This is a genomic window from Nocardioides sp., assembly GCF_036401255.1.
GTDB lineage: Bacteria > Actinomycetota > Actinomycetes > Propionibacteriales > Nocardioidaceae > Nocardioides.
Genome location: NZ_DASWVI010000281.1, coordinates 1 through 23,694 on the forward strand (window position 1 = coordinate 1; position 23,694 = coordinate 23,694).

Annotated in this window: 22 protein-coding genes; 9 read left to right on the forward strand and 13 right to left on the reverse strand. The window is 73.3% G+C overall.

Annotated elements, in window-relative coordinates; genetic code table 11:
- Both VGD85_RS13205 and ppdK read right to left on the reverse strand, forming a co-directional pair.
- Positions 1 to 229 (reverse strand): hypothetical protein (locus VGD85_RS13205; RefSeq protein ID WP_331063901.1); only part of this gene is annotated, 229 nt, incomplete at its 3' end.
- Between the two features lie 46 nt (positions 230 to 275).
- Positions 276 to 2,969: a pyruvate, phosphate dikinase gene (gene ppdK / locus VGD85_RS13210; RefSeq protein ID WP_331063902.1), complete on the reverse strand. Its 2,694-nt coding sequence runs from the start codon at positions 2,967 to 2,969 to the stop codon at positions 276 to 278.
- 152 nt (positions 2,970 to 3,121) lie between these two features.
- On the opposite strand from ppdK, the gene VGD85_RS13215 reads away from it, so the two are divergent.
- On the forward strand, positions 3,122 to 4,045 hold the full coding sequence (locus VGD85_RS13215) for a universal stress protein (RefSeq protein ID WP_331063903.1): 924 nt from the start codon (positions 3,122 to 3,124) through the stop codon (positions 4,043 to 4,045).
- Between the two features lie 36 nt (positions 4,046 to 4,081).
- On the opposite strand, the gene VGD85_RS13220 is transcribed toward VGD85_RS13215, so the two are convergent.
- From VGD85_RS13220 to VGD85_RS13230, 3 genes are all read right to left on the reverse strand, one after another.
- Complete coding sequence (locus VGD85_RS13220) at positions 4,082 to 4,987, reverse strand: universal stress protein (protein ID WP_331063904.1); 906 nt, start codon at positions 4,985 to 4,987, stop codon at positions 4,082 to 4,084.
- 89 nt (positions 4,988 to 5,076) lie between these two features.
- Complete coding sequence (locus VGD85_RS13225; RefSeq protein WP_331063905.1) at positions 5,077 to 6,081, reverse strand: Acg family FMN-binding oxidoreductase; 1,005 nt, start codon at positions 6,079 to 6,081, stop codon at positions 5,077 to 5,079.
- Positions 6,082 to 6,219: 138 nt separating this feature from the next.
- Positions 6,220 to 6,810 (reverse strand): HPP family protein, encoded by a 591-nt coding sequence (locus VGD85_RS13230; protein WP_331063906.1) that lies wholly within the window; start codon positions 6,808 to 6,810, stop codon positions 6,220 to 6,222.
- A gap of 155 nt (positions 6,811 to 6,965) precedes the next feature.
- On the opposite strand from VGD85_RS13230, the gene VGD85_RS13235 reads away from it, so the two are divergent.
- On the forward strand, positions 6,966 to 7,625 hold the full coding sequence (locus VGD85_RS13235; protein ID WP_331063907.1) for a response regulator transcription factor: 660 nt from the start codon (positions 6,966 to 6,968) through the stop codon (positions 7,623 to 7,625).
- Positions 7,626 to 7,698: 73 nt separating this feature from the next.
- Here VGD85_RS13235 and VGD85_RS13240 read toward each other — a convergent pair whose 3' ends face one another.
- Positions 7,699 to 8,121 carry a pyridoxamine 5'-phosphate oxidase family protein gene (locus tag VGD85_RS13240; protein ID WP_331063908.1) on the reverse strand — a complete coding sequence of 141 codons (423 nt, stop codon included), beginning with the start codon at positions 8,119 to 8,121 and terminating at the stop codon, positions 7,699 to 7,701.
- 175 nt (positions 8,122 to 8,296) lie between these two features.
- Here VGD85_RS13240 and VGD85_RS13245 point away from each other — a divergent pair, with 175 nt between their 5' ends.
- Positions 8,297 to 10,030: a GAF domain-containing protein gene (locus tag VGD85_RS13245; RefSeq protein WP_331063909.1), complete on the forward strand. Its 1,734-nt coding sequence runs from the start codon at positions 8,297 to 8,299 to the stop codon at positions 10,028 to 10,030.
- Between the two features lie 45 nt (positions 10,031 to 10,075).
- Here VGD85_RS13245 and VGD85_RS13250 read toward each other — a convergent pair whose 3' ends face one another.
- The 4 genes from VGD85_RS13250 to VGD85_RS13265 are packed head-to-tail and all read right to left on the reverse strand — an operon-like array spanning position 10,076 to position 12,797.
- A complete protein-coding gene (locus tag VGD85_RS13250) occupies positions 10,076 to 10,594 on the reverse strand; it encodes a DsrE/DsrF/DrsH-like family protein (RefSeq protein WP_331063910.1) in 519 nt (172 codons plus the stop codon).
- Positions 10,595 to 10,604: 10 nt separating this feature from the next.
- Entirely contained in the window at positions 10,605 to 10,919 is a 315-nt protein-coding gene (locus tag VGD85_RS13255; RefSeq protein WP_331063911.1) for a TusE/DsrC/DsvC family sulfur relay protein, read from the reverse strand.
- Positions 10,920 to 10,945: 26 nt separating this feature from the next.
- Positions 10,946 to 12,181, reverse strand: a complete 1,236-nt coding sequence (sqr, locus tag VGD85_RS13260; RefSeq protein WP_331063912.1) for a type III sulfide quinone reductase, selenoprotein subtype — start codon at positions 12,179 to 12,181, stop codon at positions 10,946 to 10,948.
- A gap of 13 nt (positions 12,182 to 12,194) precedes the next feature.
- A complete protein-coding gene (locus VGD85_RS13265) occupies positions 12,195 to 12,797 on the reverse strand; it encodes a hypothetical protein (protein WP_331063913.1) in 603 nt (200 codons plus the stop codon).
- 151 nt (positions 12,798 to 12,948) lie between these two features.
- Here VGD85_RS13265 and VGD85_RS13270 point away from each other — a divergent pair, with 151 nt between their 5' ends.
- The 3 genes from VGD85_RS13270 (at position 12,949) to VGD85_RS13280 (ending at position 17,517) form a co-directional block, all read left to right on the forward strand.
- Complete coding sequence (locus tag VGD85_RS13270; protein ID WP_331063914.1) at positions 12,949 to 13,839, forward strand: universal stress protein; 891 nt, start codon at positions 12,949 to 12,951, stop codon at positions 13,837 to 13,839.
- A gap of 163 nt (positions 13,840 to 14,002) precedes the next feature.
- Positions 14,003 to 14,923, forward strand: coding sequence for a universal stress protein (locus VGD85_RS13275; RefSeq protein WP_331063915.1), 921 nt, complete (start codon positions 14,003 to 14,005; stop codon positions 14,921 to 14,923).
- Positions 14,920 to 17,517, forward strand: coding sequence for a cation-transporting P-type ATPase (locus tag VGD85_RS13280; RefSeq protein ID WP_331063916.1), 2,598 nt, complete (start codon positions 14,920 to 14,922; stop codon positions 17,515 to 17,517). The genes VGD85_RS13275 and VGD85_RS13280 overlap by 4 nt, the downstream gene beginning before the upstream one ends.
- On the opposite strand, the gene VGD85_RS13285 is transcribed toward VGD85_RS13280, so the two are convergent.
- Positions 17,483 to 17,890, reverse strand: coding sequence for a pyridoxamine 5'-phosphate oxidase family protein (locus tag VGD85_RS13285; protein ID WP_331063917.1), 408 nt, complete (start codon positions 17,888 to 17,890; stop codon positions 17,483 to 17,485). The genes VGD85_RS13280 and VGD85_RS13285 overlap by 35 nt on opposite strands.
- Positions 17,891 to 18,063: 173 nt before the next feature.
- Between VGD85_RS13285 and VGD85_RS13290 the strand changes: the two genes are divergently transcribed.
- Complete coding sequence (locus tag VGD85_RS13290; RefSeq protein ID WP_331063918.1) at positions 18,064 to 18,942, forward strand: universal stress protein; 879 nt, start codon at positions 18,064 to 18,066, stop codon at positions 18,940 to 18,942.
- Between the two features lie 316 nt (positions 18,943 to 19,258).
- Here VGD85_RS13290 and VGD85_RS13295 read toward each other — a convergent pair whose 3' ends face one another.
- Positions 19,259 to 20,500 (reverse strand): DUF222 domain-containing protein, encoded by a 1,242-nt coding sequence (locus VGD85_RS13295; protein WP_331063919.1) that lies wholly within the window; start codon positions 20,498 to 20,500, stop codon positions 19,259 to 19,261.
- 525 nt (positions 20,501 to 21,025) lie between these two features.
- Here VGD85_RS13295 and VGD85_RS13300 point away from each other — a divergent pair.
- Positions 21,026 to 22,408 (forward strand): MBL fold metallo-hydrolase, encoded by a 1,383-nt coding sequence (locus tag VGD85_RS13300; protein ID WP_331063920.1) that lies wholly within the window; start codon positions 21,026 to 21,028, stop codon positions 22,406 to 22,408.
- 113 nt (positions 22,409 to 22,521) lie between these two features.
- Positions 22,522 to 22,941: a pyridoxamine 5'-phosphate oxidase family protein gene (locus tag VGD85_RS13305; RefSeq protein WP_331063921.1), complete on the forward strand. Its 420-nt coding sequence runs from the start codon at positions 22,522 to 22,524 to the stop codon at positions 22,939 to 22,941.
- 18 nt (positions 22,942 to 22,959) lie between these two features.
- On the opposite strand, the gene VGD85_RS13310 is transcribed toward VGD85_RS13305, so the two are convergent.
- A partial coding sequence (locus VGD85_RS13310; RefSeq protein WP_331063922.1) for a class I fructose-bisphosphate aldolase occupies positions 22,960 to 23,694 on the reverse strand: 735 nt, incomplete at its 5' end.

Sequence of the window (23,694 nt, forward strand, 5' to 3'; positions counted from 1 at the left end):
GGACCAGCGCCGGGGCCACGCGCACCAGGACGTGCGACTGGGCCCAGCCCAGTGCGCTGCCCTCGACCAGGCCGCCGGCGACGACGATGGCGAGACCGGCGGCGACGCCGACCGGGTCCGCGAGCCGGGCCGCGCCCGCCGCGGCGGTCATGCCGACCGTCTCGGCGAGTGCGCAGGCCAGCACCCAGGCGCGGTACGGCGTCGCCACGCGGGTCCGGGAGGCGAGCACGGCCTCATTCCATCCCGGAACCCGCGTGGCGGGTCAGGGTCCTAGGTCACCGGACGTCGGACCCCGGTCCCGACGCCCGCTCGGCGAGGACCGCGCGGGCGGCCTCCCAGCGGGCGACCGGCACGCGGAACGGCGAGCAGGACACGTAGTCGAGGCCGACCTCGTGGAAGAAGTGGATCGACTCCGGGTCGCCACCGTGCTCGCCGCAGACGCCGAGGTGCAGCTCGGGCTTGGCCCCGCGGCCGAGCTGGGCCGCCGTACGCACCATCGCGCCGACGCCCTCGGTGTCGATCGACTCGAACGGCGAGGCGGTGAAGACGCCCTTCTCGAGGTAGGCCGCGAAGAACTCCGACTCCACGTCGTCGCGCGAGAAGCCCCACGTCATCTGGGTCAGGTCGTTGGTGCCGAAGGAGAAGAAGTCCGCCCAGTGGGCGATCTTGTCCGCGGTCACGGCCGCACGCGGGATCTCGATCATCGTGCCGATCGGGATGTGCAGGTCGACGCCCTGCTCCTCCAGCACCGCCGCGACGATCTCCTCGAGCTGGGCGCGCACGAGGGCGAGCTCGCGCTCGGTCGACACCAGCGGCACCATGATCTCCGGTCGCGGGTCCCCACCGGCCAGCACCCGTGCCGCCGCGGCCTCCGCGATCGCCCGGGCCTGCATCAGGAACAGGCCGGGGATCACGATGCCGAGCCGTACGCCGCGCAGGCCGAGCATCGGGTTCTGCTCGTGCAGCCGCTTCACGGCCTGGAGGAGCTTGCGGTCGTGCTCGTCCTCGATGTGCCGCTCGTCCGCGAGCGCGACGTGCACGGCGAGCTCGGTGAGGTCCGGCAGGAACTCGTGCAGCGGCGGGTCGATCAGGCGGATCGTGACCGGCAGACCGTCCATCGCCTCGAAGATCTCGGTGAAGTCCTGGCGCTGGAGCGGCAGCAGCTTGTCGAGCGCGGCGGCCTGGCCGGCCTCGTCCTCGGCGACGATCAGGTGCTCGACCAGCTCGCGCCGGTCGCCGAGGAACATGTGCTCGGTGCGGCACAGGCCGATGCCGGAGGCCCCGAATCGGCGCGCCCGCTGGGCGTCCTCGGGGGTGTCGGCGTTCGCCCGGACGTCGAGGCGGCGTACCTCGTCGGCGTGCATGAGCAGCCGTGCCACCGCGTGCGCCACCGGGTCGTCGACGTCCTCGCCCTCGAGCTTGCGCACCACGGCCGAGTCGCTGACCGGCACCTCGCCGAGGAACACCTCGCCGGTGCTGCCGTCGATCGAGATCACGTCGCCCTCGTTGACGACCGGGCCGTTGCGGACGATGAAGCGGCGGTTCTCCGGATCGACGTCGAGCGCCTCGGCGCCGCACACGCAGGTGCGGCCCATGCCGCGCGCGACGACGGCGGCGTGGGAGGTCTTGCCGCCGCGGCTGGTCAAGATGCCCTGGGAGACGACCATGCCGTGCAGGTCGTCGGGGTTGGTCTCCTTGCGGACCAGGATCACCTTCTCGCCGCGGCCGGCCCACTCGACGGCCGTCGCGGAGTCGAGGACGACGCGGCCGACGGCCGCGCCCGGCGAGGCGTTCATGCCGCTCGCCACCGCGCGCCGCTCGGGGTCCGGGGCGAAGCGCGGGAACATCAGCGCGGCCAGCTGGTGGCCGGTCACGCGCAGCATCGCCTCGTCGCGGTCGATGAGGAGCTCCTCGGCCATGTGCACGGCGATCCGCACGGCGGCCTCCGGCGTCCGCTTGCCCACGCGGGTCTGCAGCATCCAGAGCTTGCCGTCCTCGATGGTGAACTCGATGTCGCACATGTCGCGGTAGTGCTTCTCGAGCTTGGCCATGATCTCCATGAGCTCGCGGTACGACGTGGGGTCGATCTGCTCCAGGTCGGCGAGCGGGACCGTGTTGCGGATGCCCGCCACGACGTCCTCGCCCTGCGCGTTGGTCAGGTAGTCGCCGTACACGCCGGGAGCGCCGCTGGCCGGGTCGCGGGTGAACGCGACGCCGGAGCCCGAGCTGGCGCCGCGGTTGCCGAACACCATCGCCTGGATGTTGACCGCGGTGCCGAGGTCGTCGGCGATCCGCTCCTGGCGGCGGTAGAGGGCGGCCCGCGGGGTGTTCCAGGACTTGAACACCGCGAGGATGCACAGGCGCAGCTGCTCGGCGGGCTCCTGGGGGAAGTCCTCACCGGTGTGCTCGCGGATCACGACCTTGTACTCGTCGACCAGCTCGCGCAGGTCGTCCACGCCGAGCTCGGTGTCGGCGATGACGCCGCGGCGCTTCTTGAGCGCGTCGAGCCGGTCGGAGAACGCGTCGTGCTCGATGCCGAGGACCGTGCCGCCGAACATCTGGAGCAACCGGCGGTAGGAGTCCGCGGCGAACCGCTCGTCCCCGCTCTGGTTGGCCAGGCCGACCACGGACTCGTCGTTGAGCCCCACGTCGAGGACCGTCTCCATCATGCCCGGCATCGAGAACTTCGCGCCGGAGCGGACCGAGACCAGCAGCGGGTCGGCGGGATCACCGAGGCGGCGGCCCATCCGGTCCTCGAGCGCTCGCAGGTGCTCGGCGACCTCGGCCGCCAGGCTGTCCGGCTCCTTGCCCTCGACGAGGAAGGCGCGGCAGGCCTCCGTCGAGATCGTGAACCCGGGGGGAACGGGCAGACCGAGGTTGGTCATCTCGGCCAGGTTGGCGCCCTTGCCACCCAGCAGGTCCTTGAGTTCCTTGTTTCCCTCTGCGAAGTCGTAGACGAACGTTGTCATGGACCGAGGGTGGACCTGCCCGCGGAAGTAAAGCGAGGGGCGAAGGTCCTGGGGCGTAGCGGTCGTGACCCGTGGCCCCTGCCACCGGGCCCTTGGTCCCTACGGCCACCGGTCCGATGTGCCCGACCGTGGACGGGACAGATCGGAGTCCGATGCACACCACCCCTGCCTCGATCGTCGTGGCGGTCGGCCGCCGAGACGCCACCGCGCTGATCGCCTTCGCCGCGGCGGAGGCCCTGCGGCAGCATCGCGGCCTGCACCTGGTGCACGGCATCGACGTCACGACGCCGGGCGGGCGCCCGCCTGCCGAGCAGGCGGCGGAGCTGGCCGCGTGGGAGGACGCCGCGAGCGACGCCCTCGGAGCGGCCGTGCGCCACGCGACGGCGGTCGTCGGGGGCCTGGTGCCGGTGACGTCGTCGCTGTCGCGGGCCGCGGCGGTGCCGGCGGTGTACGCCGCCTCCCATGACGCTCCCCTGGTCGTGGTGGGCCGGCATCCGGAGTCGCGGATGACGCACCCCTACGTGCGGTCGGTCACCGGTGGGGTCGCGGCGCGGCTGCATGTCCCGGTGGTCGCCGTGCCCGACACCTGGTCCGACGAGGGCGCGCCGGCCCACGTGGTGGTCGGCATCGACCACCCGGAGCAGAGCGTCCCCGTCCTCCGGGAGGCGTTCCGGGCGGCGCGCGACCGGGACGCGCTCCTCACGGTGGTGAGCAGCCGGTGGGATCCGGCGGCCTACGTGCACGACCCGGACGGCTTCACCGCGGACCACGACTGGCCCGAGCGGCTGCGCGCCGCCGTGGACCGGGTGCTGCCGGACCTGCGTGCGGAGTTCGCCGACGTGCCGGTGGAGATCCACGTCCGCAAGGCCCGCCCCGGTGAGGTGCTGATCGACGCCTCGCGCCACGCCTGCCTGCTGGTGCTCGGACGGCACGACCCGGTGCTGCCGCGGGACTCCCACCTCGGACCGATCGCCCGGTCGGTGCTCACCGAGGCCGCGTGCCCGGTGCTGCTCACCACCCCGCGGCGCCCGAGCGGCGTACGCCGGCTGCGGCACCTCGACCCGCAACCGGCCTGATCCTGGCCCGTCCCGGCCCGTCCCGGCCCGCCGGCGTCAGCTCCCGAGCGGGACGACGGCGACGGCGCAGCCGGCGCGCTCGACCACGACCGGCGCGATCGAGCCGTAGACGAGCTCGTTGAAGAAGGGCTTGCGGCGGTGGCCGATCACCACGAGCGCGGCCTGGCGCGACGCGCGGATCAGCCGCTCGTCGACCATGCCCCGGGTGAGCTGCAGGTGCACCTCGACCTCGGGGTGGGCGGCGATGGGCTCCCGGGTCGCCTGGTCGAGCACGAGCCACTCGTCGTCGAGTCCGGTCTCGCCGGGCGCGACGTCGAGGGCGCCCTCCGCGATCTTGACCGCGTCCCAGAAGCAGTGGAAGACGCGCAGCGGCAGCCGGCGCGACTCGGCGATGCCGAAGGCGAGCTCGAGCACCGCGGCGTCGCCGGCGTCTCCCGCGACGCCGGCCAGCACCCCGCCGTGGCCGGGCTCGGCGGCCGTCTCGGGCTCGGGACGGACCACGACGACCGGGCAGGTCGCGTGCTTGACCAGCGCGCTGCTGACCGAGCCGAGCAGCAGGTGCCGGACCGGACCCAGGCCGCGGGTGCCGACCACGAGCAGGTGCGCGTCGGTGGTGGCCTCGAGGAGCACCTGGCGCGGATCGCCGAGCCGGACCACGTGGTGGATGTCCAGGTCGGGGTGCCGCGCACGCACCGGCGCATCCTCGTGATCGAGCAGCGCCCGTGCGTCGTCCTTGAGCAGCAGGGTCAGCCGATGGTGGTCGAGACCGCTGGCCTCCATCCAGCCCGGTCCGCCGGGAGCGGCTCCGGGGCCGGCATGGACGAGGACGAGGGGGCGCTGCTCGGCGGCGGCCTGCTCGGCCGCCCAGGCGAGGGCGTGAGTGGCGGACTCGGAGCCGTCGACGCCGACGACGACGGCACCGCCGGGGACGATGCTGGTCATGTCCTCACCATCCCGCGAGACCCCGGGTCCGGCCACGGCCGGACGGCTCGGATGGCCGGGGACCTACGGCCTGCCTGGGCTCAGCCCGCTCAGCGGCGACGGCCGTTCGGCAGCAGGACGTCGGCGAGAGGCCGGCGCGGCGTCCGCGGCAGCGGGCTCCGGGCGATCTCCTGCCACCCGATCCGGACCAGCAGCTGCGGCTGCAGCAGGCCGCCGAGCACCTCGTGGTGGAGCGCCTCGCGGGTCTCGTCGACCTCGATGACCTGGCTCAGCGGGACCACGGACAGGCCGTCGTTCATCGCGTGCAGCCAGAGCTGGCTCAGGGCCTCGCCCGCCCGCAGCCAGGCCGCGGGGCCCTCGGTGTCGGTGCCGATCACCAGCAGGCCGTCGGAGTTCTCGATCGACCCTCGGGTGTCCTCGGTGGCCGGCTCGTCGACAAACCGCGACACCCGACCCGACGCGCCCTGGCGGGGCTCGGGCAGCAGCTCGCTCGGGATGCCGTCGACGGCACTGTGGTCGAGCCAGGTCCGCTGCTCGGCCGCGAACCGCCGGTCGGCCCGCTCGATGGTCGCGGCGCGGCTGACCAGCAGCTCGACGCGGACCCGGTCGGGCGCGGCGGTCACCGGGACCACCCGGACCTCGTCGGTCGCGACCGAGGCGGCCAACCGGGCGAGCCGCTCCGGCGGGATCGGCCACGACGTGAAGCGTCGGCGGTCGGTACGCCGCTGCTGCAGCGCCTCGAGGTCCGCGACCGCCCGGGGCGGCTGGTGGCCGGCGCGCATGTGCAGGGTGGCCAGGTGGTCGGGGTTGCGCGGGTCGGGCATCCGCGTCACCTCGGCCGGCCACCCGAGCGCGGCGGCGGCGACGGTCGCATGGTGGAGGGCGGCACCGCAGCTGATCACCATGCTGCGCCCCTCGGGGTCGGCGACCGCCAGCATCCGGCTGCGGTCGGCGAACAGGTCGACCCGGTCGCCGTGCACGCGCCACTGCCAGGGCTGGGTGTTGTGGATGCTGGGCGCGCGCAGCGCGAGCTCGGCGATCCGCAGCCCGGGAGCGGTGGCGGGGCGCGCGAGGTCCGTGGCCCCTGGCGTCACATCGGTCTCCTTGTTCTCAGCACGGTCTTGACATGGTGTGGAAGCGGTTGGAGTGCTCCACGATGAGCGGAGAGGGGGTCCCGGGACCAGAGACCTAGGTCCCGAGACTGGTGACCCCCGCCACTGTGCCGGGCGCGGTCAGCTGACGCGGACCTCGATCACGCCCGGCACGGTCTGGGCCACCACGTGGGCCAGCGAACGCTCGGGGGCGCCGGTGGGTCCGGAGACGCTCACGATGCCGTCGGTCACCTCGACCAGCCAGTCCGGGTGTCCCAGGGAGCTGAGCAGCTCGTCGACGTCCGCGGCGATCACGTCGTCGGCGCGGGCGAGCACCTGGACGACGTCGCTGCGGCTGACCACGCCCACCAGGTGGCCGTCCTCGTCGACGACCGGCAGGCTCTTGACGGCCGTCGAGGTCATCACGTCGACGGCACGGGCGAGGTCGTCCTTGGCCCGCACGGACACGGGGTGGCGGGTGTAGACCTCCTCCACCGTCCGTGGCGGGAACACCGGCTCGGTCGAGACCGGCCGCTCCTGGGCCCGGGGGTCGGGAGCGACGACGTCACGGATCAGGTCGGCCTCGCTGACGACACCCTGCAGGCGGCCGGAGCCGTCCACGACGGGCATGCAGGTGATGCCGAACTCGGCCAGGCGCGAGAGCGCCTCCTTGACCGTGGTCGAGGGACGCACCGTCATCGGCTCCGGTGTCATCAGGTCCTGCACCAGCATCGTGCTCTCCCTCCGCGTTGGTCGTCTGCCGACGCCCTTCGCCGGTCTGCTCCCAGCCTCTTCGGTCGGCGCGTCGCACCCCAGGGACGAAGGTCCTCCGGACCGGGGGCCATCGACAGGCAACAGCGAGCGCGTCTCCACCTAGGTTGAGGGGTATGGAGGAGGCAGAGCGCGCGAGCGGGCAGATCACGGTCTACCTGCTCGACGACCACGAGCTGGTGCGCCGGGGCATCCGGGAGCTGCTGGAGAGCGAGGGCGACATCGTCGTCATCGGCGAGTCCGGCCTGGCTTCGGAGGCCGCCCGGCGGATCCCCGCGCTCCGTCCCGACGTCGCGATCCTCGACGGCCGGCTGCCCGACGGCTCGGGCATCGACGTGTGCCGCGAGGTGCGCTCGGTCGACCCCGGCATCGCCGCGCTCATCCTCACGTCGTACGACGACGACGAGGCGCTGTTCGCCGCGATCATGGCCGGTGCTGCCGGCTACATCCTCAAGCAGGTCAAGGGCACCGACTTCGTCGACACCGTCCGGCGCGTGGCGGCCGGTCAGTCGATGCTCGACCCGGCGGTCACCGCGCACGTCCTCGACCGGCTGCGAGCCGGGCCCCGGATGGACCCCTCGATCGAGCAGCTGACCGCGCAGGAGCAGCGCATCCTCGAGCTGATCGGCCAGGGGATGACCAACCGGCAGATCGCCGCCCACCTGTGCCTGGCCGAGAAGACCGTGAAGAACTACGTGTCCTCGATGCTCGCCAAGCTCGGGCTCGAGAGCCGCACCCAGGCGGCGATCTTCGCCACCAAGCACCTCGGCGTCTGAGCCGAGGCACCACCCCCGCGTCGACCCGGCCAGGCTCCGTGACCGGCCGGGTCGACCGGCGGGACGGCGCGCGTCAGCTGCCGTCGACGCCGTAGAGCCGTCGGCCGCTGACCTCGTGGACGTCCACGCGGACGAACAGCGAGCGCGTCCCGTTGGGCCACACCTCGAGGCCGATCAGCATGTCCGGGACGTCGCGAGACTCCACCAGCTCGGCCGTGCCGACCACGACCACGCTCCAACCGGCCCGGGTCGCGGGATCGATCTGGTCCACCTCGACCACGACCCGTTGGCCGCTGGCCTCGCGCGCGAACGTCGAGTCGCCCGTGGTGCGGAACCACACGGCTCCCGCGACCACCGTGTAGTTCACGGGGACCACGGCCGCGCCCTCGGCGCCGACCCACGCCACGCGGGCGATGTGGGCGGTCTCGAGCAGGTTCCAGCAGTCGTAGGACAGCAGCGTCGCCAGCCGGCCTTCGGAGTCCGGTCGTGTCGTCATCTGGGTCCCTTCGTCGCTCGGATCCGTGGCGGGGCCGCCTCGTGGTTCCCCCCACGCTCCCCCTTGTGATCCACGCCTCCCAGGACGTAGCGACCCCGTCTTGCAGGACCTTGGTCCTACCGGTGCCCGGAGTTGGTAGCGTCCTCGGTGAGCTGGATCTGAGAGGGAGGCTGGCATGCAGACGCCGCGGCACGCGGGGCCCGACGCCGACCCCGCACATCTCGGATCCGGGCTCGCCGAGACCGACTTCGACGACCTCCTGCGCGAGGTGCTGCTGCGCGTGCACGGCGTCCTCGACGACCGGGCGCGCTGGCGGCTGCTGCTCGACGCCGTCGTCACGATGGCGGCCGACCTCACGCTCGACCACCTGTTGCGGCGCATCGTCGAGATCGCGTCCGACCTCGCCGGCGCCCGGTACGCCGCGCTCGGGGTGCTCGGCGTCGGATCCGACCGTCGGCTGCAGACGTTCGTCACGCACGGCGTGACCCCCGAGCAGCACCGGGCGATCGGCGACCTGCCCACCGGCCACGGCCTCCTGGGTCTGATCATCGACCAGCCGACGCCGCTGCGCCTGCACGACATCGCCGAGCACCCCGAGTCCTACGGCTTCCCGCCCCACCACCCGCCGATGCGCTCCTTCCTCGGCGTGCCCGTGCGCATCCGCGAGAAGGTCTTCGGCAACCTCTACCTGACCGAGAAGGTCGGCGACGGGGACTTCACCGAGCAGGACGAGGCGATCGTCGTGGCGCTTGCCGCCGCGGCCGGTGTCGCGATCGAGAACGCCCGCCTCCACGAGGAGGCGGCGCGGCGCGAGCGCTGGCTCGAGGCGACCGCCGAGATCATCGCCCGGCTCGCCGGGCCGGGCGGCCACGAGGACGCCCTGCAGGTCATCGCCGACCACGCCCGGGAGCTCGCGGCCGCGGACGTGGCCTGGATCGTGGCCGGGCCCGACATCGAGGGCCTGCGGCTGCGGGTGGTGTCGGGGGAGCCCGCCGACGCCGAGCGGATGGACGGCGTCGACCTGTCGTCGTCGCTGACCAGCAGCGTGGTGCGCACCGGAACACCCGCGGCGGTCGAGGACATCTCCGCCGACCCGCGCGCGGTCAACGTGCCCCGGGCCCTGGGCTGGCCCCGGATCGGGCCGGCGATCATCGTCCCGCTCCGCGGCGCCGCCGGTGTCGAGGGCGTGCTGGCTCTGGGGTGGACACCCGAGCGGCTCGCGGACTTCCACGCGGTCGACCCGTCGCTGCCGGCCAGCTTCGCCGAGCAGGCGGCCCTCGCGCTCGAGGTGACGCGGGCGCGCGAGGACCGGCAGCGCCTCCTGCTCTTCGAGGACCGCGACCGGATCGGCCGCGACCTGCACGACCTCGTGATCCAGCGGCTGTTCGCGCTGGGCCTGAGCCTCCAGAGCACCGCCCGCAGCGAGAACCGTCCCGAGCTGACCGAGAAGCTCGACAGTGCGGTCGACGACCTGGACGCGACGATCCGCGACATCCGGCGCACGATCTTCGCGCTCGGGTCCGCCGAGAACGCCTCGGACATCCAGGCCGAGGTCACCCGGATGGTGGACCGGGCGGCCGGGACCCTCAAGTTCCGGCCCGCGCTGCGGTTCGAGGGCCCGGTCCGCACCCGCGTCGGCACCGACGTGGCGCCCGACGTGCTCGCCGTCTTGACCGAGGCGCTGTCCAACGCCGCCCGCCACGCGCACGCCCGTGCGGTCTCGGTGGAGCTGACGGCCACCGACGGCATCCGCCTGACCGTGACCGACAACGGGCAGGGGATGCCCGACGACGTGCCCCAGAGCGGGTTGTCGAACATGCGCCAGCGCGCCGAGCGGCGCGGCGGGAAGTGCACGATCACCTCCCGCCCCGGGGAGGGCACGACGATCGAGTGGTGGGTCCCGGCCTGACGCACGTCGACCCGCCCGAAACTTTCGGGCGGGTCGACGCGGTGGTCAGATGAACAGCAGCTGGGCGCCCTCGGTCTTCTCGATGAAGTCGGAGGCGCTGATGATGCCCTCCACCTCCTCGTAGAGGTCGGCCTCGGTCAGGTGCTGCATGTCCGCGGACATCCGGCACGCCCACAGGTGCCCGCCGGAGCCCACGATCTGCTCGAGGAACTCCGGTACGTCGGGCACGTCGAGGTCCGCGATCGCCTTGCGCATCTGGTGGGTGGCGATCGCGGTCATGCCGGGCAGGCCGCCGAGACCCTGGGGCATGTGCGTGGCCGGGTTGCCGAGCGGGGTGAACTTCAGGTCGGCCATGTGCTTGCGGTTGATGATGTCGAAGCCCCAGAACGTGAAGAACAGGTGGACCTCGACGCCTTCGCCGAGCGCCGCGTTGGCGAGGATCAGGCCGGGGTAGGCCATGTCGAGGCTGCCCTTGGAGCAGATGATGGCCAGCTTGCGCCCCGAGTCCTCGGTGTCGAAGGACGGGACGAGCGGGCGGGTCTCGGGGCTCATGTCAGTGGTCACGGCGTTCTCCTCACACGCAGCCGCGCGGCTTGGGCAGGCCCGCGACGTATGCCATCTTCTTGGCGGGCTTGACGGGGAAGAGCTCGAACAGCCGCTTGACCGGCACGTCCAGGCCGGTGCTCACCCGGCGCAGTGTCGGTGTCTCGCCGGTCTTGGCGTGCTCGGCGCGAAGGAAGCCGAGGACGGTCCAGTGCTCGCTCTCGAGGGTGACCCCGATCTGCTCGGCGAGCGCGACCGCGACCTCCTCGTTCCACTCGGTGGGGTCGGTCAGGAACCCCTCCTGGTCGACGGACAGGGTGTGGCCGCCGATCGTCGTCGTGCTCATCGGTCCTCCTTCGGTGTCGCCCCGCGTCAGGCGGGTGCGTGCTTGCCGGCCATGCTCATCGCGGCGGGGAGCGGGAGCGGCCGTCCCGGCAGCAGCACGTTCCAGTAGATCCACGGGAACGCCTGCTTGCCGAGGTGGTTGAGCCGGGACTCCTCGAGGAGTGCCATCGGCCCGACGTACGGGACCGGGAACCGCCCGGGCAGCGGCTCGACCTCGTAGTTGAAGTCGATCAGCAGCGCCTTGCCGTCGCCGCTCTCCACGAAGCAGTTCGCGTGCCCGTCGAACTCGTGGGTCATCGGCCGGCCGGCGATGTGGTCGAGGAAGTTGTCGACGAACACGTCGACGGCGAAGTGCGCGACGGAGCCCGCCTTCGACGTCGGGATGTCGGAGGCGTCGCCGAGCGCGAAGATGTCGTCGTGCCCGCGGGCCAGGAACGTCTTGGGATCGACCGGAACGTAGTTGAGGTCGTCGCCCAGGCCCGAACGGCCGACGAAGTCCGCGCCCATGTTGAGGGGGATCGTGACCAGCAGGTCGAAGGGCACGCTGCGGCCGTCGTAGGACTCCAGCGTCGCCGCCTCGTCGTCGACGCGCTCGACCACGAAGTCGTTCTCCACCACGATGTGGCGCTCCTCGAGGAGGTGTCCCAGTCGCTCGGCCGCGATCGGCCGGGTGAACGCCCCCGAGAGAGGAGTGACGAAGACGACCTCGACGGCGTCGCGCACGCCTCGCTCACGCAGCCACGACTCCGCCAGGAACGTGAACTCGAGCGGCGCCACCGGGCACTTGATCGGCATCTCGGTGATGTGCACGACCAGACGGCCGCGGTCGAAGTGCGCCAGCGCGTCGCGCAGCAGCGTCGCGCCCTCGAGCGTGTAGAACTCGTGGACCGAGCGGCGCCACAGCGCGCCGGTGACGCCCGGCGTCTCCTCCGGGCGCGGCGTGGTGCCGGTCGCGATCACCAGCTGCTCGTACTCCAGCACGGTCCCGTCCTGGAGCCGGACCTCGTTGCGCTCGGGGTCGACGACGTCGATCTCCCCGGTGATGAACCGCACGCCGTCGGCGATCTGGGCGTGCCGGGACCGGGTGATGCCGGTCGGGCTCACGGTGCCGAACGGCACCATCAGGTAGCCCGGCTGGTAGTGGTGGGCGTCGTCGCGGTCGACGACGGTGATGCGCCACAGCGTCGGGTCCAACCGACGGCGCAACTTGTTGACGATCATCGTCCCGGCGGTTCCTCCGCCGAGCACGAGCAGCTCCCGCATCCGACTCGCCTCCTCAGCTTGCTGCGGTGTCCGCGTTGCCGGCCTGCCAGCGGTGCGCGGCCTCGGCCACCTCCTGGGCCCACCTGGCCGCGCGGTCGAGCTCGCCCTCCACGAGCGGTCCCTTGACGTCGTGCACCAGGAACGGCGTCGGCCGGGACACCAGGTGGTAGCCGCGCCGGGCCAGGAGGTGGCACGCCCGGGTCGAGGCCGCCTTCGGCAGGCTGCGCACCTTGGTCACCCGCGTGTCGAACGCCGCGGCCGGCCGGCCGCGGGCCTCGTCGCGCGGACCCATCTGGGCGATCCACTCCCGGATCCCGGTGCTGGCCAGCTCGGGCCGCGCGCCCTGCCGGACGGCGTCCTGGCGGGTCGAGGGCCGGCTCAGCGAGAACGCGTGGGTCGGTGCGCCGAGGACCAGCAGGTCGAACGTGGCGTCGCGCGGCGTGGGCGCCTCGCGGACGTCCACGAGCTCGGTCTCGATGCCGGCCGCGCGCAGGCCGTCGGCGACGGCCGCGGCCACGCTCCGGGTGCACCCGAACATCGACTCGTAGACGAGCAGGGCCCGCAGGGACGCGGCGACCCGATCCGGCTCGGGCGTCGGGCTGGATTGAGTGCTCATCGCGTGGCTCCTGCCGACGGTGGTGTGCGTCTTTGCTCAATGTGACTCCGCCCCCGTCGGCTGGCACGGGCCGAGGGACCACCGGCCCTGGGTCATAGGTCCCTGTTGTCCGGGCCCGCGCGCGCGGAGATTGGCAGCAGGAGGAGTCGCGATGCTCGAGACCTTGCCCCGGAAGATCCTGCTGGGCGTCGGTGACGAGGACGTCGAGGGTGCGCTCTCGTACGCCGTCGCCGAGGCGCGACGCCGGTCGGTCGGGGTGCACCTGCTGCACGTCGTACCCGGTCTGACCGTCGGCGGCGACCCGACCGCGATGGTGATCGAGGGTGACTCGCTCGCCGCCCAGGGCGGCAGGACCATCGGCGCCGTGGCCGGCCGGCTCGAGCACGAGCTCGGCGACCTGCCGGTCAGCACGGAACTGCACAGCGGACCGGTCGTCACCGCGCTCACCGGCGCCAGCCGGCACGCGGGGGTCGTGGTGCTTCAGCGGCAGCGGATGGGTCGGCCGGGCCGGATCCCGACCCTGTCGGTCACCAACGGGGTGGCCGCCCACGCGCACGTGCCCGTGGTCGCGGTCCCGGCGGGCTGGCATCCGGACGCCGTGCGCGACCGCACCGTCGTCGCCGGGCTCGGTGACGTCGAGGTGTCCCCGGAGGTCGTGCGCACCGCGCTGGAGGAGGCGGCGCGCCGCGGCGGGAGCCTTCGCCTGGTGCACGCCTGGCACCACACCGACGCCTACGACGACGTCGTGTCCGCCGGAGCCGCCGGCGCGGCGCACGAGGAACGGGTACGTCGAGACCTCGACGCGGCCCTCGCGCCGCTGCTCGCCGAGCACCCCGACGTCCCCGTCGAGGTGATCGCGACCCGCGACCGCCCGGCCGACGCGCTGGTCGCGCAGTCGAGGACCGCGGGCGTGGTCGTGCTGGGCCGGCACCGCTCCTCGATCCCGTGGGGGCCGCACCTGGGTTCGGTCGTCCGCGCGGTCCTGCGCGAGTCGGCGTGCCCGGTGCTCGTGGTCGATCCCGCCCCGGCCGAGACCGAGTAGGACCTCGCTCTCGGCGCGGGTCCGGCGCTCGTCCGGCTCGCAGGGCCGAAGGGCCCGGGTCGGGCGGGCGCTCGGCCCTGCTGTCCCGCTCGCCCCGCGGCAACGATGAGAGGGACGGAACGACCGTCAGGTTCGCCAGAGCCGAACACAGGGAGGTCAGGACATGACCACTCAGCCGCGCCCCGTGGTCATCGGAGTCGATGGGACCGACGCGAACGCCGGCGCCTTGCGCTACGGCGTCGAGGAGGCCAGGCGGACCGGAGCGACGGTCAAGCTCGTCCACGTCGTGCCCGACTACGTCCCGATCTCGCCGATGATGCCGCTCACGCCCTCGGAGCTGACCGAGACCGGCACCGCGGTGCTCACGCACGCGGAGGCCCAGGTCCGCGAGATGGCCCCCGACGTGGTGGTCGAGGGGTGGCTGCACCACGGCACGCGGCCGGTGCAGCTCGCGAACGCCGCCGAGCACGCCCAGGTGATCGTGGTCGGCCGCGACAACCGGCCGCTGCTCGAGCGGCTGCTGCGCGGTGACACCGCGGCGGGGGTCGCGGCCCGGGCCTCGGTGCCGATGGTGCTGGTGCCGGCGGACTGGACGCCGGGCCCCGCCCGCGGCGTCGTCCTGGTCGGCGTGAAGTCGCCCTCTCACTCCGCGGCGCTGCTCGGCGACGCGATGGCGCTCGCGGCCGAGCGCAACGCCAAGCTCGTGGTCGTGCACGCCTGGAAGCTGCCGAGCGGGTACGACGACATCATCGAGTCCCGCGTGGCCGCCGATGACTGGCGGCGGCAGTCCATCGAGGAGATGGAGGCGCTGCTCAAGGACTGGCGGCTCTCCTTCCCCGGTGTCGAGGTCGAGATCCGCGTCGTCCACGACCACCCCAGCTTCGCGCTCGTCGAGGGCTCGACCGAGGCCGACGTCGTCGTCCTGGTACGCCGGGCCCACGGCGTACCCGCCGCCACCCACCTGGGCGGGACCGCGCGTGCCGTGCTGCGCTCGGCGCACTGCCCCGTGCGGGTGGTGCCCCCGGACGCCGTCGGCCCGGTGCCGGGCCTGGTGCTCGAGCAGGCCGGGGCGATCCGGAAGTGAACCCGCGGGCGGACGCCCACGGGCTGACCGCCGCGGAGGCGGCCGAGCGGCTGCGCGAGCAGGGTCCGAACCTGCCGCCGCGAGCCCGGCCACGGCGGCTCGTGGGCCGGGTGTTCGATCAGCTGCGCGACCCGATGATCCTGCTGCTGCTGGGTGCCTTCGTCGTCATCATCGCCCTGGGCGACGTCGCCGACGCCTCGATCATCGCGGCCGTCGTCGTGCTCAACACCACGATCGGCGTCGTGCAGGAGGTGCGGGCCGCGAACGCGCTCGCGGCGCTGGACCGGATGGCCGCGCCGTGGGCGACCGTGCGGCGTGACGGCCAGCTGACACGGATCCCCGCGCCCGACGTCGTGACCGGCGACCTGGTGCGGCTCGAGGCCGGCGACGTCGTCCCCGCGGACGGGGAGATCGTCGAGGCCGCGGGTCTCCAGGTCGACGAGTCGGCGATGACGGGGGAGTCGGTGCCGGTGACCCGGGGTGCGGGCGAGGAGCTGCTCGCAGGGACGGTGCTGACCCGGGGTCGCGGCTTCGCCGTCGTCACCCGCACCGGCGCGACGAGCGGGCTCGGCAGCATCGCGGCCCAGATCGCCTCCGCCGGCGTGCGGCCGACCCCGCTGCAGCTGCGGCTCGCCCGGCTCTCGCGCCAGCTGGTGGTCCTGACCGTCGGGGTGGCGCTGCTCGTGCTGGTCCTCGGCCTGCTGCGTGGCGAGCCGCTCGACGACATGATCATCCTCTCGGTGAGCCTCGCGGTCGCCGCGATCCCGGAGTCGCTCCCGGCGGTCGTGACGATCGCCCTCGCGCTGGGCGCCTACCGGATGGCGCGCCGGTCCGCCCTGGTACGCCGGCTGCCGGCGGTCGAGACGCTGGGGTCGGTCACCGTGCTCGCCTCGGACAAGACGGGCACGCTCACCGAGGGCCGGATGGTGGTGCAGGAGCTCTGGTCCCTGCACGGGACGTGGCGGGTGACCGGGCACGGGTACGACGTGGCCGGGGAGCTGGTGGCGCGCGACGACGGCGTCGTACCCGAGGAGCTCGACGCGCTCGCCCGCGACCTGGTGCTCTGCAACGACGCCCGGATCAACGGTCCGCACGACGGGGTCTGGGACATCGTCGGCGACCCGATGGAGGCCGCGTTGCTGGTCGCCGCCGCGAAGCACGACAGGGGCGCACTGGACGCGTCCGCGGTGTGGGAGCGCGTCGACGAGACGCCGTTCGACAGCGAGACCAAGCGGATGACCACCGTGCACCGTTCGGGAGACGGCTGGCTGGTGGTCTGCAAGGGGGCGCCCGAGGCCGTGATCGGCCTGCTGGGCGACCGCGACGTCGCGGCCGCGGCGCAGTCGGCGGCCACGCGGCTGGCCGAGCGGGGGTTCCGGGTGCTCGCGGTCGCGGACCGGACGGCCGTCACGCGCCCCGACGATCCCGACGGAGGCCTGGTGCTGCGTGGGCTGGCAGCGCTCGCGGACCCGGCGCGTGAGACCGCCGAGGAGGTCGTCCGCGCCTGCCGGGACGCCGGCATCCGCACGGTGATGATCACCGGCGACCACCCGGCGACCGCGCGCGCGATCGCGGACGAGCTGACGCTGACCCGCGAGGGCCCCGAGCTCGCCGAAGGGCCGGAGGTGGGACGCGGCGAGCACGCGGACCGGGTCGACCGGATCGGGGTCTACGCGCGGGTGCGTCCCGAGCACAAGGTGCACATCGTCGACGCCTGGCAGCGGCGCGGTGACGTCGTCGCGATGACCGGTGACGGCGTCAACGACGCCCCCGCGTTGCGGCGCGCCGACATCGGGATCGCGATGGGCGATCGCGGCACGGAGGTGGCGCGGCAGGCGGCCGACCTGGTGCTGGCCGACGACGATCTCCGCACGGTCGTCGTGGCTGTCGGCGAGGGCCGGCGCATCTACGGCAACATCCGGCGGTTCCTGCGCTACGGGCTGTCCGGCGGCTTCGCCGAGGTGGCGGTGCTCGTCGCCGGCCCGTTCGTCGGCATCCCGATCCCGCTGGGCCCCGGGCAGATCCTGTGGATCAACATGATCACCCACGGGCTCCCGGGTGTGGCGTTCGGTGGGGAGCCGCCGGACCCCGCCGACATGAAGCGCCCCTCGCCCTCGCCGGAGAAGTCAGTGCTGGGTCAGGGCCTGCTCCGGCAGATCCTCGTCGCGGGCTCGCTCATCGGGCTCGTCGCGCTGGTCGCCGGGCTGCTGGCCCCCGACTCGCACCGGCAGACGTGGGTGTTCCTCACGCTGGGGCTCGCCCAGCTCGGGGTGGCGCTGTCGCTGCGTGCTCCGCGGCACGGGCTCCAGTGGCGCTCGCGTGGCCTCGAGGCCGCCGTGCTGATCGCGGCGGCGCTGCAGGTGGCCGCCGTGCTCTGGTCGCCGCTGCGCGACCTGCTGAAGACCGACACCGTGCCGCTGGACGACGCGCTGCTGGTGCTCGCGCTGAGCGTGGCGCCGGGGCTGGTCCTCGGGGTATGGCAGCGGATCGTGGATCGCCGGGACGGCCCGGCCGAGGATGCGGCCGAGGGCCCGGCCGGGGAACCCGTCGGGGAGCCGGTCACTGACCGGGAGAGTTCAGCCACCGGCCGGTGATCTCGTCGGCGTCGACGACGACCGTCGCGGGCCGCGGGCCGCGCGGCCAGGGCTCGGGGAGGGTCCCGTCGTCGGGCTCGCCGTACCGCACCTCGGCGCGGCCGCGGACGAGCACGCTCCACCCGCTGCGCGTCGGCTCGTCGACCCGGTCGACCTCGAAGGCCACCCGCTCGCCGTCGGCCTCCTGCACCATCGACGAGTACGCCGTGGTGCGGATCTTGATGGCGCGGCCGTTGACGGCGAAGTTGACCGGCACGACCACCGGGCCGTGGGGGGACGTCCACGCGATCCGGCCGACCGGGGTGGTGGTGATCAGCTCCCAGCACTCGTCGGTCGAGAGATCCGTCAGCTGTCCGTGGGCTGCCTGGTCCATGTCTCCTCCGGTCTCGCCTCGGGGCAGGTAGTCCGAGTAAACCCGACGGAGGAAACCAGACGAACCTGGTCCGATGCTCGGGTACCACGACCCACCGGCCCGAGGACCTACGTCTCTCCCCGGGCCGCGATCCCTCGGAGCATGGTGGGGGCAGAGCACGGAGGAGGTCGGTCGTGGACGAGATCGAGATCGGTGTCCTGGTGGCGGTGGGTCCCGACGGCATCGGGGACGGCGCCCTCGAGGCGGCTGCCGCCGAGGCCGTGCGCCTGGGCCTCGGGATCGAGCTGCTGCACGTCGTCCACTCGCTGGTGCCGGTGGTGCCGGAGCGGCTCGACGCCGATCGCCAGGTCGAACGGGCCCTGACGACGGTCGGGCGCGCCGCGCTCGCCGATGCCGAGGAGCGGTTGCGGGTGGTGGTCGAGGACCGGGTGCCCGTCCGCACGCAGATCGTGTTCGGGCCGGTGCCGCGCACGATCGTCGAGCACGGCAACCGGGCCCGGTCGATCCTGCTCGAGGTCCGCGACGCCGGGCCCGTGGAGCGGCTGGTCACCCGCTCGATCTCCAGCGCCGTGGCCGCCCACGCCGAGGTCCCGGTCCTGGTCGTCCCACCGTCCTGGACGGTCCGGGTCGCCGACGACCTGCCGGTCACCGTCGGGCTCGAGGCCGCCGCCGACGCCGCGGAGGAGATCCCTCCGGCCCTGGACCTCGCCCGGGCGACCGGCCGGCCGCTGGTCGTCCTGCACGCGGCGTGGCTCGCGGAGCCCTACCAGGCGGTGGCGTTCACCAGCTATCCGCGCCAGCAGTGGCTCGAGGACGTCCGGCAGGAGCTCCGCACCGCCCTCGCCGAGCTCGCCACCGACGTCGACGTCACCCTCGACGTCCGGTGGGCGCGCCCGGTCGAAGGGCTCGTGAAGGCCACCCAGCGCTCCTCGGTCCTCGTCTTGAGCCGCCGGCGCGCCAAGCACCCGCTCGCCGCGCACCTCGGCCCGATCACCCGCGGCGTCCTGCACCACGCCGAGTGCCCCGTCCTGGTGGTCGACCGGGCGCACTGACGGCCGCTCGCGACTCCGACCGAGCCGCTGACGTCGGTGGTGGCGGTGGCGGTCGGCGAGGTGACGTGGTCGCCGTTCGCTGTGGTTGCGCAGGCGTGGTCGTCGTCGGCGCTCGGCGTGCGGTGGTCTGGGGTGGTCGTGCTGTGGTCACCGTCGAAGGCGAGGGGGTCGGGTGGCGGGTCGTTCTGGGCAGGCCTGGCGCACGGTGGTTGAGGAAGGCGCGCTGGCGCCTGTCTCGAAACCACCGCCTCGGGGTGGGATCACCGGCCCCAGGCATGGGTGTGGCCCCGCCGACGGTGCCGGCGGGGTCGGGTGCTCAGGTATGTCGTGTGTAGGTGCGGCCGTGGGGGCTGGTCCAGGTGAACAGCCGGTGTCCGGTCCGTTCGAGGCGCCATCCGCCGTGCGTTTTCAGGCGATGGTGGAATCTGCAGGCGGGCACGAGATTGCACGAGCAGGTGGGGCCGCCCTGGTCCCAGGGGATGACGTGGTCGAGGTCGCAGGACCGCGATGGTCTCGTGCAGCCCGGGAACACACACGTCGGATGGGTCAGAGTCACCTGTTCGCGCAGGCGGGGTGAGGGCGTGTAGCCGGGCACCTCGAGGTGCTCGCCCAGGTCGACAACGGGGCGGAGGCTGACGGGGCCGGTGGCGGTGGCGCACCAGCCCTCGACCTGGCCGACGAGCACGTGGGAGCGGGTGTTCCCCACACCGGCCAGGGCTTCCTCGGAGAGGTGGGCGTAGATCGTCAGCTGACGGCGTGGGCGTCGCGGCTGCTGGGTCTCGCCGAGGTCGAGGGGCAGGTCGCCGCGGGCCAGCGCCCCGGCGGCCATCGCCCGGCGCACGTCCAGCGTCTCAGCGCAGCCGAGGTCGGCCAGCTGCTGCGCCCCGACCGTGAGGGCGTGGTCGAGGTCGAGGGCGTCGGCGAGGTCGAGCTCACCGCGCACGGTGGTGGTGCCCTCCAGGGAGGGGTTGTGGGTGTCGACGTCGAAGAACCGGCCCTCGGCGGCCAGCAGCCGGCGGTGTTCGGCCTCGATGGGGTCGAACGTGGCGCGGGCGGCCTCCACGGTGCGCTCGAGCTGCGCCCAGGTGAGCCGGTGCGCGATCGGGGCGAGGTGCCGGTCCACGTGCTCGGCGCCCTCGAGGGGGAGCGACATCGTCTGGCGGGCGATCTTGCGGGCCCGCCACACCGCCACCTCGCCGGCCAGCACCCGCTCCCACAGCCGCGGGAGGCGGTAACGGACCTCGACCGCGTCCCCGGGGTAGTCACGTCCCGCGTCGGTGGACATGCCCACGGCGAGGGCGAAGTCGGCGACACAGAACTCCGCCACCAGCGGCGCCCCGGGGCCGGCGATCGCCAGCTCCCCCTCGGTCCCCTCGACGGTGGCGATGTCGGCGACCGACTCGATCGGATGCATGATCGCCCACTCCACCGCGAGCCGGAACCTCGCGATCTCGGCGTCGATGAGCACCGCCTGGGTGGTCTCCAGGGCAGCCAGGACCCCGCCGGGACCATCCAGGTCCGGGCCCGGGTCCGGGTGCGTGAGCGGGAGGGCTGCCATGGATCCATCCCAGCACTCGGCACCGACATCGCAGCCCCGGAATCGGCTTGTTCCACAGGGCTCAGACGACTTCGAAAGCAAAATCTTCCGGAGTCGCTGGGTGGGTGATGTCGTTAGCCGGAATCCCGGGTCGACGACGGTGACCACAAGCACGTCCACCACCGGCGACCGTCAGGTCCGTGACCGCGGTGACCACCTCGCGCTCGACCACAGCGGACGGTGACCACGTCCCCCGTCCTTCAACCACCGCAACCACCGGCGACCCGCAGGCCGAAGCACAGTCGGCGGCGGTCCCGATACGCAGCCGCTCGTTCCTCGCGACGGCGAGAGAGACCACCGAACGCGGTGACCACCTCGCGCGCAACCCCAGCGGACGGCGACCACGTCCCCCGTCAAAGCAACCCCGACCCGAGACCACCCGCAGGCCGGAGCACAGTCGGTGAGCGAGACCACCGCTGGGCCGAAGGACCCTGCCGCGTGGTGACCGTCGGGAGAACACTGGGGTGAGGGATGAGGAGGCCCGCGATGAGCAGTTCCGTCCTGACGTTCCTGGGCGCGGCCGAGTCGGTGACCGGCAGCAAGTTCCTGATCGACACCGGCGCGTCGCGGACCCTGGTCGACGCGGGCCTCTACCAGGGCCTGGCCGAGCTGCGGCGGCGCAACTGGGATCCGTTCCCTGTGCCGGCGGGCGGCATCGGGGCGGTCGTGGTGTCGCACGCGCACCTCGACCACTGCGGGTTCTTGCCACGGCTGGTCAAGGAGGGCTTCGACGGCCCGATCATCTGCTCGCCCGACACCGCTGAGCTGGTGGCGATCGTGCTGCGCGACAGCGCGCACCTGCAGGAGGAGGACGCCCGGCAGGCCAACGTCGGCGGCTACACCAAGCACCACCCCGCCCTCCCTCTCTACGACCTCGAGGACGTCGAGCGCACGCTGCCGCTGCTGGTGCCGACGGAGTTCGGCACGACCGTCGACCTCGCGCCCGACGCGCGCGTGAGGCTGCGGCCCGCCGGTCACATCCTGGGCTCTTCGACGGTGCTCGTGGAGAGCGCGGGGAGCCGGACCCTGTTCAGTGGCGACCTCGGACGCGGCGAGCACCCGATCCTGCGCGCACCCGACGACCCGCCCGCGGCCGACACGATCGTCGTGGAGTCGACGTACGGCGACCGCCGGCACCCCGACCGGGACCCCGACCTGCTGGCCTCGGTGCTGCGCCGCACGATCAGCCGGGGCGGCACGGTGCTGGTGCCGGCGTTCGCGGTGGACCGCACCGAGCTGGTGCTCCTCGAGCTGCACCGGCTGATGTCGGAGGGAACGGTGCCGCGGGTCCCGGTCTACCTCGACAGCCCGATGGCGCTGCGGGCACTGGCCGTCTACCGCGAGGCGCTGGACTCCGGGTCGGCCCAGCTGCGCCCCGACCTCGACCGGGTCCGCGCCGCGCTGCACGCGATGCAGGTGCAGGCGGTGCCGGACGCGGCCGGCTCGATGCGGCTCAACCGGCCCGACCACCCCTGCATCGTGGTGTCGGCGTCGGGCATGGCGACCGGCGGGCGGGTCGTGCACCACCTGGCGCACCAGCTGCCGGACCCGCGCAACAGCGTGGTGTTCACCGGCTACCAGGCCGTCGGGACCCGTGGACGCCAGCTGCTCGACGGCGTCCGCCAGCTCAAGATGTACGGGCGGTACGTGCCGGTGCGCGCCGAGATCGTCGACGTACCGCACTTCTCCGTGCACGCCGACGCCGACGAGGTCGTCGCCTGGCTGGCGCGCGCACCCGAGGCGCCGCAGGTCGCGTACGTCGTCCACGGCGAGCCGTCCGCGTCGCACGCCCTGGCCACCCGGATCCGCGACGACCTCGGCTGGTGCACGGTGGTGCCGCGGCTCGGCGAGCGGGTCCGGCTGGACTGATCGCGCCCGATCGTGACCGTCGGCCGGCGGCCAGGGACCTTGGGCCCTGACTTTCGGACGGCCGGGCGGGTGTGCTTGACCCAGCAAGGCGACGCAACGGACGGAGGCGGCAGATGACAGAGCAGCAGCTGAGCGAGGACCAGCCGATGGTGGAGCTCACCGTCGAGGAGTGCTGGGACCTGCTCGCGGGCGCCGAGGTCGGACGCCTGGCCTACCGCCTGGTGGACGAGATCCACCTGGTGCCGATCAACTACGCCGTCGAGGACCGGGTCATCCTGTTCCGCACCGCGGCCGGCAACAAGCTGCTCGCGGCCGAGATGGAGTCCGAGGTCGCCTTCGAGATCGACTGGGTCGGCGAGGACAGCGCCTGGTCGGTGCTCGCGCGGGGGCACCTGCGTCACCTCGACGAGTCCGAGGAGGACCGGCTCTCCGACCTCCAGAAGCACCCGTGGGTGCCGTCGCTGAAGTACGACCACGTCGCGCTCGCGCCCGCCGTCGTCACCGGACGCCGGTTCCTGCTCTCGCGCGACTGACCCCGAGCCGGCCGGCCGTCAGGCCGGCCGCTCCATCTCCGGGCGGTAGCTGCCGTAGCGCGCGGCCCCGTTGAGCGCCGCGCGGTCGAGCAGGGCGGCCTGCGCCGCCTCCCGGTGGGCGGGGTCGCCGCGCCACGCCTCGAGCACGGGCGCCTGCAGGGCCCGGCCGAAGGAGAAGCTCAGCTGCCACGGCTGCGAGCCGTGCCGGTTGATCGCGTCCAGCCGGGCGGTCGCCTCCCGGTCGCTCTGGCCGCCGGAGAGGAACACGATGCCGGGTACGGCGACCGGCACCGACTCCCGCATCACCGTGACGGTCCGCGCGGCGACCGTCTCGTCATCCACCTCGTCGGGGCACTCGGTGCCCGGCAGCACCATGTTGGGCTTGAGCAGCGTGCCCTCGAGCAGCACCCGGTGCTCGGCGAGCTGGTCGTAGACCGCCCACAGCACCGCCACGGTCACCTCCGCACAGCGGTCGATCCCGTGCGGGCCGTCCATGAGCACCTCGGGCTCGACGATCGGCGCGAGCCCGGCCTCCTGGGCGAGCGCCGCGTAGCGGGCCAGCGCGTGGGCGTTGGTCTCGATGCAGGTCCGCGCCGGCCGGCCCTCACCGATCCCGATGACCGCCCGCCACTTCGCGAACCGGGCACCGAGGTCGGCGTACTCGGCGAACCGGCGGCGCAGCCCGTCGAGCCCCTCGGTCACCACCTCGCCGGGGAACCCGGCCAGCGGGGAGGTGCCGGCGTCGACCTTGAT